The organism is Streptomyces sp. NBC_01450 (assembly GCF_036227505.1).
GTDB lineage: Bacteria > Actinomycetota > Actinomycetes > Streptomycetales > Streptomycetaceae > Streptomyces.
Genome location: NZ_CP109480.1, coordinates 7,055,845 through 7,069,661, shown reverse-complemented (window position 1 = coordinate 7,069,661; position 13,817 = coordinate 7,055,845). Strand labels below are relative to the sequence as shown.

Sequence of the window (13,817 nt, the reverse complement as noted above, 5' to 3'; positions counted from 1 at the left end):
AGGGGCGCGGGGAGCTGCGCATTCCTTCAGGGGAGTGCCTACGCCGGCTTGAACTCCTGCCGCTGCCGCCCCAACCCCCCGATCTCCAACTCCACCACATCCCCGGCCCGCAGATACGGCTTCGGCTCCGGCTGCCCCAAGGCAACCCCCGCCGGCGTCCCCGTATTGATGACGTCCCCCGGGTAGAGCGTCATGAACTGACTGACGTACCGCACCACTTCCGCCACCGAGAAGATCTGCTCGGCCGTGCTCCCGTCCTGCTTGAGCTCACCGTTCACCCACAACTTCAGCGACAGGTCCTGCGGGTCGGGAACCTCGTCCGCCGTCACCAGCCACGGCCCCAGCGGATTGAACGTCTCGCAGTTCTTCCCCTTGTCCCAGGTCCCACCGCGCTCGATCTGGAACTCCCGCTCGGAGACGTCGTGCGCCACCGCGTACCCGGCGACATGCGCGAGCGCCTCCTCGTGCGACTCCAGGTAGCGGGCGGTACGTCCGATGACGACCGCGAGTTCGACCTCCCAGTCGGTCTTGACCGACCCGCGCGGCACGAGCACGGTGTCGTGCGGCCCGACCACCGTGTCCGCCGCCTTGAAGAAGATCACCGGCTCGGCGGGCGGCTCGGCGCCGGTCTCGCGAGCATGGTCGTGGTAGTTGAGCCCAATGCAGACGATCTTGCCGATCCGGGCGAGCGGTGGCCCGACGCGCAGCCCGTCCGCGTCCAGCACGGGCAGCTCCCCCGCCTCGGCGGCCGCACGGACCCGGCCGAGCGCCGCGTCGTCGGCGAGCAGCGCCCCGTCGATGTCCGGCACGACACCCGACAGGTCCCGAAGAGCTCCTTCGGCGTCGAGCAGCGCGGGCCGCTCCGATCCCGCCGTACCGACTCGCAATAGCTTCATGATCACAATCTCCCTCGATCGCGGGCAGCCGCCGATGGGTGCAGCCATCGGAGGACTGGTCGATCCTCCAAGCTGCACGTCCAGTCCGCAATACCCCGTTCACGGACTGGACCGCCACCTCACCTTCAGGGATACACCCTCAGGGAAACAGGACCGCTCGCTCCACGGCACTCCAGGCCGTACTGGTCACCACGTACAACGCGGCGGCCAGCGGCACCACCGCCACGGTGATCAGCGTGAAGAAGGAAAGGAACGGCACGAACGCACTCACCGCACCGAGGCCGGGCACCTGCGCCCCTCCGGCGTCCGGTACCGAGACGGCCATCGACCGCTTCGTACGGCGGTAGGTGAAGGTGGCGACCGCGGCGACGACCGCGAACAGGCCGAGGTAGACGAGCCCGGCGGCACCGAACACCCCACCGCCCCCGAGCGCGTCCGCCCACCGGTCACCGAGCGGCGCGGCGAACAACTGGTGGCTCAGCAAGGCGTTGGTGTCGCCGCCGACGGTGGAGCTGGAGAACAGGTGGTAGAGAAGGAAGAAGGCCGGCAGTTGAAGCAGCCCGGGCAGGATCCCGGAGAGCGGCGAGACCTTCTCCTTCTCGTGCAGTTCCAGCACCGCCTTCCGCAGCCTCTCGGGATCCTTCCGGTGCTTCTTGCGCAGCTCGGCGATCCGCGGCTGCAACGCGGCACGCGCCCGCTGCCCACGCGCCGCCACCCGGGACAGGGGATGCACGAGCAGTCGTACGAGCGCGGTGAACAGGACGATCGCGGCGGCGGCCGCGGTGGTGTGGAACAGCGGTTCGAGCAGATCGGCGAGCCGCTCGACCAGCCCGGCGAAAGCGGACATGGGTAGGGACATGGACTCGGACGCGGACATGAAGGTGGACATGGATGTGGACATGGATGTGGACATGGATGAGCCCTCCGGGGGTCTCGTCGTGCCGGAAGTGAGAAGTGACGCGTCGGCATGACGACCCGCGCGGGGTACGCGAACAGGGGTGGGCAGACAGGGGTGGTACGAGTGACGAGTTCCTGTCGGGATCCCTACGCGGCGGCCGTCAGAAGGGCCCGCCCGGGTGCTCGGGGGCGCGGACGCCCCGAGGCGTCGGGATCACGTTGCGGCAGGAACGCCGTACGGTGCTCACGATCGCGGATCGCCGTACGAACCCGCGTACGCGGGACGGCGGTCGCACGACGCGAGCCGATGAGGGCGCAGACGGCGAGCGCGGCGCCGGCCGTGGCGGTCGCGGTGAACGCGACGGCGACGGCCGCCGGAAGGCTTCCGACGTCGAGCACGGCGACTTCGAGGAGCAGTACGAGCAGCACGGGCAAAACGGGCAGAAGGGCGACAGGGCGCGGATTCCGCGCGTTCGCCGAGCTCCGGACCACGGACCGCCCCTCCCCTCGTCTCGTACGCGGGCGCTCACGTCCCCCGTACCCGCTGTGCGTGACCTATGCGTGACCGATGTCGATCGGCTCCAGCAGCCGCTTCGGCCTGAGCAGCACGCGACTGACCGGATCCGCCGGGTCCGGATCGAGTCCGGGTCCCGGCACCATTTCGACGTCCGGGACGGGTACGACGGTTCCACACACGGCACATTCGCCGTACGAGCCGATTTCCGTACCGCAGGTCGCGTGCCGGAAGTAGCGCAGCCGCACCTCGCCGAGTTGCTCGCGGCCCCACCGCCCGAGCGAGAGCAGCGTCGGCCACAGGGCGATGCCGCGGTCGGTGAGGACGTACTCGTCGCGCGGCGGCGACTCCTGGTAGCGGCGCTTCTCGAGGACGCCCTCGGCGGTGAGCGTCTGGAGGCGGGCCGCGAGGACGGCGCGCGGGATGCCGAGGTGGACGAGGAAGTCGTTGTAGCGCCGCACGCCGTAGAGCGCGTCGCGCACGACGAGGAGCGTCCACCGCTCGCCGACGATCTCGAGCGCGCTGGCGATCGAGCACTCCTGCGTCGCGTAGTCCTTGCCGAGAGCCATGACCCCACTGTAGCCACTTTTCGACATTTAGGTTCAGTGAATGAACCTTAGGTGCTACGGTCAACGCGTGCAGAAGGTTCATTAACTGAACCTACTTGATCGAACCTACATCTCAGCTCCACCCCCCCTGCTCCGCCTCTCTACCTCTCCACCTCCACACCTCTCCACCTCCACCGATCCGCTCCGGAGCCCGAAGGGCAGACCATGTCCCAGCTCGACCACGCCACCACCGCGAAGGCGTCCTCGGCACCCCACGGCACACCCCTCGAGACACCCCCGCGGGCGACCGCCACCCTCGCCGTCACCAGCGCCGCCACCGCCGTGGCCCTGATGACGTACACCGCGCCGATGGTCACGCTCCCCGACACCGCCGCCGCCCTGCACACCCCCGTCTCCGCCCAGGCCTGGCTGCTCAACGGCACCCCGCTCGGCCTCGCCGCGCTGCTCCTGGTCGCGGGCAGCCTCGCCGACGACTACGGCCGCCGCCGGATCTTCCTCTCCGGCACCATCGCCCTCGGCATCACCACCGCGCTCGGCGCGCTCGCGACCTCCACCTGGCTGTTCACACTGGCCCGCGTCGCGCAGGGCGCGGCGAGCGCCGCGATCCTCGCCAGCAGCCTGGGCCTGCTCGTCCACGCCTTCCCGACCGCCCGCGGCAGGCTGCACGCGACCGGCGTGTGGGGCGCGTTCGTCAGCGGCGGCATAGCCCTGGGCCCCCTGCTCGCCGGCGGGATCGCCCAGACGCTGGACTGGCGGATCGCGTACGCCGTCCTGGGCGCCGCCGCGCTCCTGGTCGCCCTGCTGGGCACCCGGGCCCTCACCGAGTCCCGGGCCTCCCGGGGCGGCCGCCCCGACCTGGCCGGCGCCTTCACCTTCGGCCTGGCGCTGGTCGCCCTCGTGGCAGCGCTCACCCTGGGCCGGGATGGCTGGCTGCGCCCGTCGGTGGGCCTCCTGCTGGCAGCGTTCGTCGTCCTGACGACGGCGTTCGTGTTCGTCGAGCACCGAACCCGTACCCCCATGATCGACCTCTCCCTGCTCCGCCACCGCGGCTTCCTCGCCTCCTCCGCGAGCGGCCTGTTCACCGGCCTCGCGGTGATCGGCCTGTTCAGCTTCCTGCCGGCGCTGCTCCAGCAGACCCTGGGGCTGTCCGCGCTGGACACGGCGTGGCTGTTCCTGCTCTGGTCCGGACTGTCCTTCGGGGTCGCCCTGCAGGCGCGGCGCCTCGCGGGCCGGGTCTCCCCGCGCCACCAACTCGCCCTCGGTTTCGCGCTGCACGCGGTCGGCGTCCTGACGATGCTCGGCGCGCTCGACGCCGGTTCATGGACCCGCCTGCTGCCCGGCTTCGTCATCTCCGGCGTGGGCAGCGGGCTCCTCAACGCCGCGCTGCCCCTGGTCGCGGTCGAGTCCGTCCCCGCGACGCGCGCCGCGATGGGCTCGGGCGCGCAGCAGACGTTCCGCTACATCGGTTCGTGCGCCGGCGTGGCCCTGACCATCGCGATCGTCACCTCCACGGGCGGGCTCGCACACGGCGCGGACATCGCGATCGCGGTCTCGTCGGGGCTGGCGCTGGTGGCGGGCGCGAGCGTGCTGGCCCTTCGGGACCGGGGCTGACGTCTTCCGTGGTCAACGGGGGCGCATGGAGGTCAATGTGCCCCACACCACGAGCCGATACCGGGAGGTGTACTCGGGCGTGCAGGTGGTGAGGGTGATGTAGTACCCCGGCGCGCGGTACCCGTAGGCGGGCCGAACGGTACTGCGCGGCACCTCCCGAACGACCCCTCCATCACTCGCGGACGTCTGCGGAAGCGTCTTGTCGACGACGTATACGTAGCGCACGGCCGCGGTCTCGACGTCGATCTCGTCCCCCCGCCGCAGCCGGTTGATGTACCGGAACGGCTCCCCATGGGTGTTCCGATGCCCCGCGAGCGCGAAGTTCCCGGCCTGTCCGGCCTGTTGGGTGTGCGGGTAGTGCCCGACGTACCCCTTGTTGAGGACACCCCGCTTGCTGACACCCTCCGCGACGGGCACACGGAGACCGAGCCGGGGAATGGAGAGAACGGCGTACGCCTGCGACGACCGCGGCACCCCTTGATCCCGCCCACTCCCACCGGAACCACCAGAACCGCCGCCGGAGGACGCCCCACCGCCCCCCGCGACCCCCGAGCCACTCCCCCCGTTCCCCTCGCTCCCCGACCCCGACACATCGGCAGCCCCCGCACCGCCCTTCCCGCCGCTCCCCCACTCCCTCTCCAGCGCCTGAACCTTCCTCTCGGCGCCCTCCCGGGCCTGCCGATTGGTCCACCAGAGCTGATGCACGACGAGCAGCAGGACAACCACGCCAACGGTGACGAGAACCTCACCCCCGCCCCACACCACCCGCCGGTACGCGGCCCGCCGTCGCCGAGTGCGGTGGTCCATGACGCCGCGTCGCACGATGCCGGGAGCCCGCATACCGATGCCTCGCCTCCTTGACGCCTCACCGCTTTGACGCCTTGACGCCTCGCCGCCTTGACGCCTTGACACCTAGCCGCCTTGACCGGGCCCGCAAGATAAGGGCTGCGCCCCGAACTCACCAGCCCCATGACCGCCCGAACCGTTCCTCCGCACGCAAGGGCCGCACTCAAGGGCGACGAAGAGATCCCGCCCTCTGGCCTGCAGGTATCTCTCCCTCGTACGACAACGGCAGTACGGTGTCCCCCATGCGCCCCGACACGTCTGCCGAGCACGTCGACCACAACGCCGAAGCAGCGCGCCTGGAGCGGACCGCTGGCCTCTACCCCGAGGACGCCGAACACCTGCTCGTGCAGGCCGCGGCCCACCTCGAACTGGCCGGCGACCGCCCCGGAGCCACCGCGCTCTACGACCGCCTGCTGGCGTCCTCGACGCCCCTGGAACACCCCCACCTGGTCCGCGCCCTCAAGGCGTCGAACCTGTGGGAGTACGGCCACGAGGCCGAGGCCCGGGCGATCATCGACGGCATCCGCGCCGCGTCCCCCCGCGACCCGGCCCCCTGGGTGATCGTGGCCGAGGCACTGGAGTCCCACGACGAGCTGGAGGCGTCGCAGGAGACGTTCACCGCGGCCGCCCAGCTCCTCCTGTCGGACGCGTCGGAGCCCCCGTACGCCACCTACCCCCTGCTCTTCGGCCGCCACCGCGTCCGTCGCATGCTCGGCGAGGCCCACGACAACTGGGACACCCTCGCCGACACCCTGCACTCGTCCTCGGTCTCCCTGGACGAACTCCACGACCCGAAGCGCGTCTGGTCCCTGGGCTCGGACAACCCCGCCGAACTCCAGGCGGAGATCTCCCGCCTGAGGGCGGAGCTGGGCACGTTCAGGGAGGCGCTGTCCCGCCCGTTCCCGGTGGCGATCCTCCACTGGCCGACCACCGAACTGACCGAACTCCTCACCGCGTACCCGTCCCTGTCCGCCGACTACCCGTCCCACGAGGAACACCTCGCGACGATAGAGGCATCGCTACGGGAACTGGCCGCTTCCGGCACCCCGAACCTCGGCATCGTCACGGGCACGGTCCCGTCCTACGAGGCCTTCGCCGCCTCGGAGGCGTCCTCCCCGTCGGACGCGACCCTGCTCCCGCAGTACGCCACGACGCTGGCGGCACGGGGCTTGGCGGTGGCTTGGCCACCGCAGCGGGGGGTCGAGTGCTGGTGTGGGGCGGGGCGGGGTTATGGGGAGTGCCACGGAACCACCAACGAGTAACGAGACCCCCTTGCACCGGCACGGAGCCGGGAGAACCAGGCTTGCCCTCCCGGCTCTCGAAGTCATGCCGTCGCTCTGTTCGGCAAACCCCCGGTGTCCCAGGTGACACCCCGGTGAAATCAATCGCAAGGATCTGAGCACCCCCGGTACCCCGGGAACCCGCCCGCCACCATGGCCCTCCCAGCCCCTTCTTCTGCGGGAGTCGACCGTGAACGGTTCCTGGCAACTCGCGTTCGCCGTACTGGGCTTGGCCCTTCCCGGGATCGCGGCGCTCTGGGAGTTCGTCCTCGTCGGCCGCAAACGGCTCGGCTACCGGGTCCAGATGGACACGACCGCCCGGGACGAACGCGCCTTACCGTACGCCGGGGTGCTTCAGCAGATGCAGCGGACCAACGGCGGGCCGCTGCGTGACCCGTCGTTCGTGCTGCTGCGGATCGAGAACAGCGGCTGGGCCCCCATCGTGGAGAACAGCTACCTGGCGCCCGACCGGGGCCACGCGGGCATCCAGGTCAAGTGCCGGGGCCGCCGCGTCGTCGGCATGGTCGTGACCGAACTCAGCCGCAACGAGCTGCGCGGCTTCTTCACACCGAGCAGCGACGACCAGCACCCCACGCCGCACGTCCCCGGCCTCGGGGTCACCGACGGCGTCATCGAACTGCCCAAGGTGAAACTGAACCGCGGCGACCACTACAAGGTGCTGGCGGTCCTGGAATGCGAGGAGAGCTTCGCGGACGAGGAGTTCCCCGAGCCCGAGGTCGTCGCGAGCATCGTGGGCGGAGTACGCCGCGGGAAGATCAAGAAGACCGAGTACTACCCGTTCGCCTCGAAGCCGGTCAGGTGGGTGCTCGCCCTCCTCGTCATGGTCAGCGCCGTCCAGTCCATCCTTACGTTCACCAGGCAGGGTGCCACGGCCGCACCACTGGACTGCGCCACTGGGACGCTCACCCTGTCCGGCTCCACCGCGTTCGCGCCAGTGCTCCAGGAGGCGGCGAAGCAGTACCACAAGACCTGCCCCGACGCCTTCATACCCATCACCGACGACACGTTCCACGGCAGCGTGTCGGGGCTCGACGCCCTCGCCGCGGCGGGCCGCAAGACCAAACCGACGGGCAGTCAGGGACTGGGCGAACGGCTGACGTTCAGCGACGGCCCCAAGAGCGACGGCCGTCCGCAGCTGCTTCCCAGACCCGTCGCCCTGTCCTTGTTCGCCCTGGTCGTCAACAAGGACACCGGCATCCAGGACCTGTCCCTGAACCAGATCAGGAACATCTACGCGGGAAAGATCACCAACTGGAACCAGGTGAAGGGCAACAACGTGCCCATCCACCTCGTCAGCCGCAACCCCGGCTCAGGCACCCGGACCACCCTGCAACGCCAAGTCCTGGCCAACAAGCCCCTGTTGGCGGTCACCGCGAACGACTGCACGGCACTGGACGAGACCAAGCCCGGCCGCTGCGAGGTCAGCGACACCGATACCCTCCTGAGCACCGTGGCCTCAACACCCGGAGCCCTCGGCCACAGCGAGGTCGGCGCCGCCACCGCACACGACGACGTCCAGCAGATACGCATCGACGGCTACCCCGCCACCCTTGAAGGCGCGGACGAGTGCGCATACCCGTACTGGCAGACCGAGTACGCGTACACCTAGCGAAAACACTTCGCCCACCCGACAGCTGACAATCAGAGACGCCTCATCACCCCAACCGAAACGGCGAGGTTAAGAATCGCTGTGCGAAGCCGCATCGGCCGAGATCACGTTTGCAGCAGCCTTGCGGAATTGAGAGTGCGCGGAGGGGATTTCCTTCGGCCTACCGAGTGAGTTTTTCAATCCAGACCCCTGGTAAAAGGTTGCTCCGCGGACAAGATCGTCCTGAGGCGCGGTAGCGTGTCGCCACACGAGTGCACAACCGCGCGCGATACCTGGAACTGCCGAGAGGTGACCGCCATGTCCTTCCTGGGGAAATCCCTTCGCACTTTTCCCACCATCACCCTGGGAGTTGCACTTCTGGGGATGAGCGCCGGTCTCGTGCAAGCAGTTCCAGTCGGGCACCAGAAAACACAGAAAACCGCCCGAGCTTCCGACAAATGGCGCGCGACGGCCGTCCAGTACGCGGATGCCCACTGGAACTGGGCCACATGGGACGACAGCACCCCCCGGGTGAAGGACGGCCAGGCTCAGCCCTATTTCGAGTGCGCCGAGTTCGTCGCTCGCGCTCTTGCCGCGGGCGGCCTCGTCCCCGGACTGAAGCCGGATGATCCTCAGGACTCCTATTACCACTACAAGGCACCGAACGGCAAGGAATACAATCTCCTGCTAATCTCGGACGTCATCGGCTACCGAAGCCTCTACGACTTCATTATGGACTACGGTCTCGGCGCGGACGTCGGCAACGATCCCGCCAAGGCTCAGCCCGGCGACGTGGTGGTCATCTTTAACTCGAACTACTCGGACAAGCTGCACACGGGTCTCGTGGCGCAAGAGGTGAAGGGCAACGCGGATTCGACCGTCGACGCCCACAACAACGCGCACTACCGACGCACGTACGAGAAATTCGACGCGGACGGATACGCCCACGTCATCCATATCGATCCGGGTGTGATCAAATCACAGAAGCCCGCCGTTCAGCCGCCCTCCGACCCGGACCTCATCCGATCCCACGCCAGTCACGCCCGCCCGTCCTAGCCTCAATACCGGTAACTTAGTGCTTTGATGTGCGTTTGCCCCGTTTGGGTTTGGTGGCGCCAACGAGGGTGATGGCCGCGGTGGTTCGGCGGTCTGCAGCCCGGCGGGCGGCGCGTTTGAGGGGCCAGCCGGCGACTTTGCGTTTGATGACACGTGGGTTGGCCCGGCGCCGTCGGGGAGGCAGGGGGCGTTCGAGGAGCTCAGTGTGGGTGGCTTTGACCGCACGGGCGAGTCGGCCGGGGGAAAATGCCGCTTGGTCGGTGACCTGGCGGCGCACGACACGCAGTGAGCGGGTGAAGGAGATCCGGTCGGGGTCCCGGTCGCCTTGCCGTGCGGCCTGGTGCATCAGGTGCCGGATGGCGTGGTGGACGAGCAGGAAGCCGTAGAGTTCCTGCTCGGCTCCCTCGGGGTGTTGCGAACGCAGTACCAGGTGTGGCCCGCCGAGGTGGGTCTCGATTTCGTCGAGGGTGGACTCGAACTCCCACCGCTGAGCGTAGAGGGCGGCCAGTTCCGCGGCCGGGGCCTTGTCCGGGTCGAGGATCGTGGTGATGAGCCGGTAGACGCCCTCGTGGCCGGCGACGGCGTATTCCACCGCACGTACTGGCACCCCACGACGGGTGTGGTGGATGTCGCTACGGTCGAAGATCTCAGTGAGCTACGAGCCGTCCGGCATCTGCTCGACCACCGGCAGCACGAGGTCTTTGCGGGCCCGCCACAGCAGGTCCGCTCCCGTGGCCGCGGCTGTGCGCCACAGGTCCACGCCGTAAAAACCACGGTCGGCCAGCAGCCGCATTCCCCGCCGCAGGGACACAAGGACCGCCCGAGCCAGAGTCTGCTCTCCAATGCGCAGGGCTCCGATCGCAGCACCAAAGACGGCGTGGGTGCCGCATTCCACCAGACCGACCATGCGCAACTGCGGGTAGCCGACGTCCTGTTCACCGCGCCCGGAGCGGGGCGGACGGCCGAACGCTTCCACGTTCGCCTTCGTGTCGGGCAAGTCGAATGTCGTGCCGTCGATCGCGGTCAACCGCCAGTCGCGGTAGTAGGCACCCTGAGTGTCCGGTGTGACAACCGGACGGCACACCCGCGCGAACAACTGCCGCAGCGGCTCCACCCCCAGCCGGGACCTGGCTTTCCAGATCGCCGCCGTACTCGGCACCACCCGCGACCTACGCCAGCGCCGCGTACCCTGCAAACCCGCGGTCAGCAGCCGGGCGACCTCCTCATAGCTCTGCCTGGAGAACAGGCACATCGCCAACACGAAGTAGACCACCAGCCGGGCCGGCAGCAGCCGGTTCCGCTGCTGCACCCGACCCGTCTCCGCCAACACCTCGTCCACAAGAGACTGAGGAAACGCCTGTGTCAGCACCCCGACCGCGACCCGGTCCGACAGCCGCTCACCAGATGACTTCAGTTGACCCGCTCTTGACGCATCAACAACAACGACCAGATTGCCCCTAAGTTACCGGTATTGCGGTTAGCCTCGGGATTTCGCGTGACTTGACGTCACCTGACAACACACCACCGCGACCCCGGATTTGTCAGGCGACACAGTGGTGGTTCTTCCAACCCGCCTTGTATCCGGCCCTATAGCCCGACTGGTACCACCTTGAACCTCCGACCGAGGGCACGTGCAGATAGCAGCCGTAGTCACCCGACCCGTCGTAATAGCCTGCACGGTAACCTCGCTGATAGTCCCGGTGATGGTCCTGTTGTGCGGTAGGACTCAGGGTGTCCGCGGCTGACGTGTTCAATGTTGCCGCCTGCGGAACAACAGCGGCCTCGGCAACGGCTGGTGACAGCGCCGGCGAGGCGAGGAGAAGCGAGGCGAGAACGCCGAAGCACCACCTAAGGTTGCGCTTTGCCATTTTCATGGTTGTCGCCTTCGGTGATGTATGGAACTCCGAACTTGCGGGGTTGCGAGATTTCTGCCCCCACACTTCGATCGTCCCCCTCTATCCCCTCATACGCCACCTGGTCCGGCCCCACTCGCGTGTCGCGCCCTCCGGCCACAACACACGGACTGGGACCCCGTTGCGTTCGGCGTACGACACCACATCGGCAGTGCCCCCGTACCCCCACGCTGGTTTCCCGTCCCAGACAGCGAACAGTTCCTCGGCCAAGCCGACCAGAATCTCGCTGCCCACCATGTGTGCGGCCGGGTCCGACACCGTCATGCCCGTGTGGTGCACCTGCGCCGCACGACGCATCAACTCGTCGTAGACCGGCCAGTGATTTTCCGGGAACCCTTCGCGGTACTGCTCAGCGGGAACAACGACTTCAAGCTCCCCGCCGTGCTTCAGCACCGCCTCCGCGAACCACGCATCCGGACCATCCGCGATGCACGAGACCCCTACCAGTTCAGCCGCATCAAATTCGCGAACAGCCGCTTCGAGAAGCTGCCGAACCCGCTGCTCAACATCTCGACTCAGACCTCGATGCCCGGTAATCCCCACACGCATAGCCGATCCCCCTCCTACAGATAGACGCCGTGAAGGAGTTCATCAAAATCACGTACTGCCTTGGGCAGCGACGACAGCGACAGCAATCGGCGGACCGCACGGGAGCGTTCCACGATCACCTCACATCCTTGAGGAACCGGACAGGACTCACCCGCGCATCGGCCCGCTGTCGGCAACGGATGAATCGAGGATTCAGCCGCCGCCGATACTCGTCCCACTCCACCTCGTCTGGTGCTGGTCTTATCGTGGTAGCCGCACGCAGACCGTCCATGGCTCCGGCATGATGCCTCTCTACATGATGCCGTTAACTGCGGCTGCAGTACTGGCCGCCGACTGCCAGGTGTCTTACTCGGACTCATAAACGATAGATTGCCCCGTCACATCCTCGATGAGATCGACAAGAAGACTCAGGCGCTCCCGCAGAAATGTTTCATAAGAGCGCTCCATCAGCCCACCACCTTCGCTTGCCTCGATAAGGTGCGATTCCAGCACTTCGGCGAACTTCTTTTGAGAAGCCTCCTCTTGATCCTCTCCATAGTCCACAAGATGACGATCTCTGATCGCCCGCTTCGTGTCCTTGTCGACCAAAATTCGATTCAGAATTAGATCGGGGTCTCGCAGCTCGCCGCCCTCAAAAGCGGTTCCTTGAATAACCTTTGCGGGGAATACGCGAATATAACCAAGGGTCTCCGCGGCAGTATTGGAAATCGCTTGAGCGGATTTAAAATCCTTTGCCCCAGATCGAATCAGTAGCGTCATCACTCCGCGAAACAAGGCCTTTCTGTTTCCGCGAGCCATCAAAAGGTCCGAATCTGCTAGATCAAATTTCTCGACAGCCTCGGGAAGGCGCTTAGGGTCTTCGGAGAAAAGCCAATCGCGCAGTGCACGATAGTCGGCACCTGCCTGACTATTTGCGCCTTGATCGTAATTTTCAGAGAACACCGAGCACCAGTAGAAGTGGCCCAGCTTCTCCATCGCCTCGATCCTCGCTTTTGAGCGCAGATCTACGATATCCGTAAAGACCGCAGCCATGGGGACAAGGATCATGCTGTATGGAAGCCAGGAGCTAGATACTGCACCACATTGGCTTTTCAGGTAGTCGAGGGTGTCAGACATTCCTGCAACTGCTGCATCCCAGTGGGTACGCACTTCTTGGGCGGTCAGCTTGTTCAAGACATCCGCCCGCTGCGCCGTTCCGCGAACTCGCAGAGAAACCGCCTGGAGGAGGCTGTATGCCTCTACACCAAACTCGCCGATCAAAGGATAGCGGTTCAATGCAGCATTCCACCGGTCGCGCATGTGAACGTCCAGCGGGTAGAACTTCGCGGTGAGGAGGTCGAACGGTGTGAGCTCCTTACCGGTCCTGTTCAGAGTTTCAAAAATATTACACACGGCGACGAGCGGTGTGCTGGCAGGCAGGTCCACAACGGGAAAAGCGTACGACTCCAGCGGCTGGAGGTAGCTATCACGGAACTGGTTCAGCAGCTCTTCGAGCTCATCCGCGGCGTCCCGATCCGGCTCCACTCTTCTGGCCAGCGCCTTGAACCAAGGGCGCAGACGTTCGTACTGCGAAACGGAAAATGTAGCGTTCTCAATCTGCCACTCTGGGTCATTCGGGTTGAAGCGTGACCGAGCGCGGGAGTCATGCGCGAAGATTGCGTCGTCTAGCTCAACGTCGTCGAGCGAACGAAGAGTTCCGGATTCTCGATCAATGAAAGGCCAAACACGAATGAAGAATTTATGGTCACCCGTTCCTGTCAGCGCCTGATAGATCGAGGTGAGGCGCTGCTGTCCGTCGAGTACGAGTCGATTTGGCCGACGCTCTGTATCACTTACACCATCGAAGTACCTATATCCAAAGCTGACGTCATCGTTCTGAGTCCAAGTAAGTAGAGTCCCGGCAGGATAGCGAGAAATGATGGACTTAAGGAGTTCTACCGTTCGCCTGGGTTCCCATACGAAATCCCGCTGGAAGTCCGGAAGCGCGATTGCCCCTTTCCTGATGGCTACCACGAGAGAACCTGTCGATTCAGGCAGCGCCTTGAATACAGGATCCTCCTTGAACATTGATGACATG

General features: G+C 66.4%; 11 protein-coding genes and 1 pseudogene. 4 read left to right on the top strand and 8 right to left on the bottom strand.

The window, feature by feature from the left end; translation table 11 throughout:
• Positions 1 to 38 precede the first annotated feature (38 nt).
• The 4 genes from OG568_RS31525 to OG568_RS31510 all read right to left on the bottom strand — a co-directional run bounded on the left by OG568_RS31525 (position 39) and on the right by OG568_RS31510 (position 2,876).
• Complete coding sequence (locus OG568_RS31525; protein ID WP_266413677.1) at positions 39 to 896, bottom strand: fumarylacetoacetate hydrolase family protein; 858 nt, start codon at positions 894 to 896, stop codon at positions 39 to 41.
• Positions 897 to 1,035: 139 nt separating this feature from the next.
• A complete protein-coding gene (locus OG568_RS31520; protein WP_329536510.1) occupies positions 1,036 to 1,743 on the bottom strand; it encodes a YidC/Oxa1 family membrane protein insertase in 708 nt (235 codons plus the stop codon).
• A gap of 197 nt (positions 1,744 to 1,940) precedes the next feature.
• Positions 1,941 to 2,285: a DUF6412 domain-containing protein gene (locus tag OG568_RS31515; protein WP_443077792.1), complete on the bottom strand. Its 345-nt coding sequence runs from the start codon at positions 2,283 to 2,285 to the stop codon at positions 1,941 to 1,943.
• 63 nt (positions 2,286 to 2,348) lie between these two features.
• The gene (locus tag OG568_RS31510; RefSeq protein ID WP_266582660.1) at positions 2,349 to 2,876 is read right to left on the bottom strand and encodes a winged helix-turn-helix transcriptional regulator; all 528 of its coding nucleotides are present in this window, start codon (positions 2,874 to 2,876) and stop codon (positions 2,349 to 2,351) included.
• A gap of 204 nt (positions 2,877 to 3,080) precedes the next feature.
• Between OG568_RS31510 and OG568_RS31505 the strand changes: the two genes are divergently transcribed.
• Positions 3,081 to 4,487 (top strand): MFS transporter, encoded by a 1,407-nt coding sequence (locus OG568_RS31505; RefSeq protein ID WP_329533982.1) that lies wholly within the window; start codon positions 3,081 to 3,083, stop codon positions 4,485 to 4,487.
• A gap of 12 nt (positions 4,488 to 4,499) precedes the next feature.
• Here OG568_RS31505 and OG568_RS31500 read toward each other — a convergent pair whose 3' ends face one another.
• Complete coding sequence (locus OG568_RS31500) at positions 4,500 to 5,294, bottom strand: class E sortase (protein ID WP_443077895.1); 795 nt, start codon at positions 5,292 to 5,294, stop codon at positions 4,500 to 4,502.
• A gap of 281 nt (positions 5,295 to 5,575) precedes the next feature.
• Between OG568_RS31500 and OG568_RS31495 the strand changes: the two genes are divergently transcribed.
• The 3 genes from OG568_RS31495 (at position 5,576) to OG568_RS31485 (ending at position 9,278) form a co-directional block, all read left to right on the top strand.
• The gene (locus OG568_RS31495) at positions 5,576 to 6,595 is read left to right on the top strand and encodes an SEC-C domain-containing protein (protein ID WP_329533980.1); all 1,020 of its coding nucleotides are present in this window, start codon (positions 5,576 to 5,578) and stop codon (positions 6,593 to 6,595) included.
• Between the two features lie 208 nt (positions 6,596 to 6,803).
• Positions 6,804 to 8,243 (top strand): substrate-binding domain-containing protein, encoded by a 1,440-nt coding sequence (locus OG568_RS31490; RefSeq protein ID WP_329533979.1) that lies wholly within the window; start codon positions 6,804 to 6,806, stop codon positions 8,241 to 8,243.
• 297 nt (positions 8,244 to 8,540) lie between these two features.
• The gene (locus tag OG568_RS31485; protein WP_329533978.1) at positions 8,541 to 9,278 is read left to right on the top strand and encodes an amidase domain-containing protein; all 738 of its coding nucleotides are present in this window, start codon (positions 8,541 to 8,543) and stop codon (positions 9,276 to 9,278) included.
• A gap of 238 nt (positions 9,279 to 9,516) precedes the next feature.
• On the opposite strand, the pseudogene OG568_RS31480 reads toward OG568_RS31485, so the two are convergent.
• From OG568_RS31480 to OG568_RS31470, 3 genes and pseudogenes are all read right to left on the bottom strand, one after another.
• A pseudogene (locus tag OG568_RS31480) lies at positions 9,517 to 10,728 on the bottom strand (IS4 family transposase); the annotation flags it as partial.
• Between the two features lie 505 nt (positions 10,729 to 11,233).
• Positions 11,234 to 11,740, bottom strand: a complete 507-nt coding sequence (locus tag OG568_RS31475; RefSeq protein WP_329533977.1) for a hypothetical protein — start codon at positions 11,738 to 11,740, stop codon at positions 11,234 to 11,236.
• 345 nt (positions 11,741 to 12,085) lie between these two features.
• Positions 12,086 to 13,816 carry a GmrSD restriction endonuclease domain-containing protein gene (locus OG568_RS31470; protein WP_329533976.1) on the bottom strand — a complete coding sequence of 577 codons (1,731 nt, stop codon included), beginning with the start codon at positions 13,814 to 13,816 and terminating at the stop codon, positions 12,086 to 12,088.
• Position 13,817: the final 1 nt, after the last annotated feature.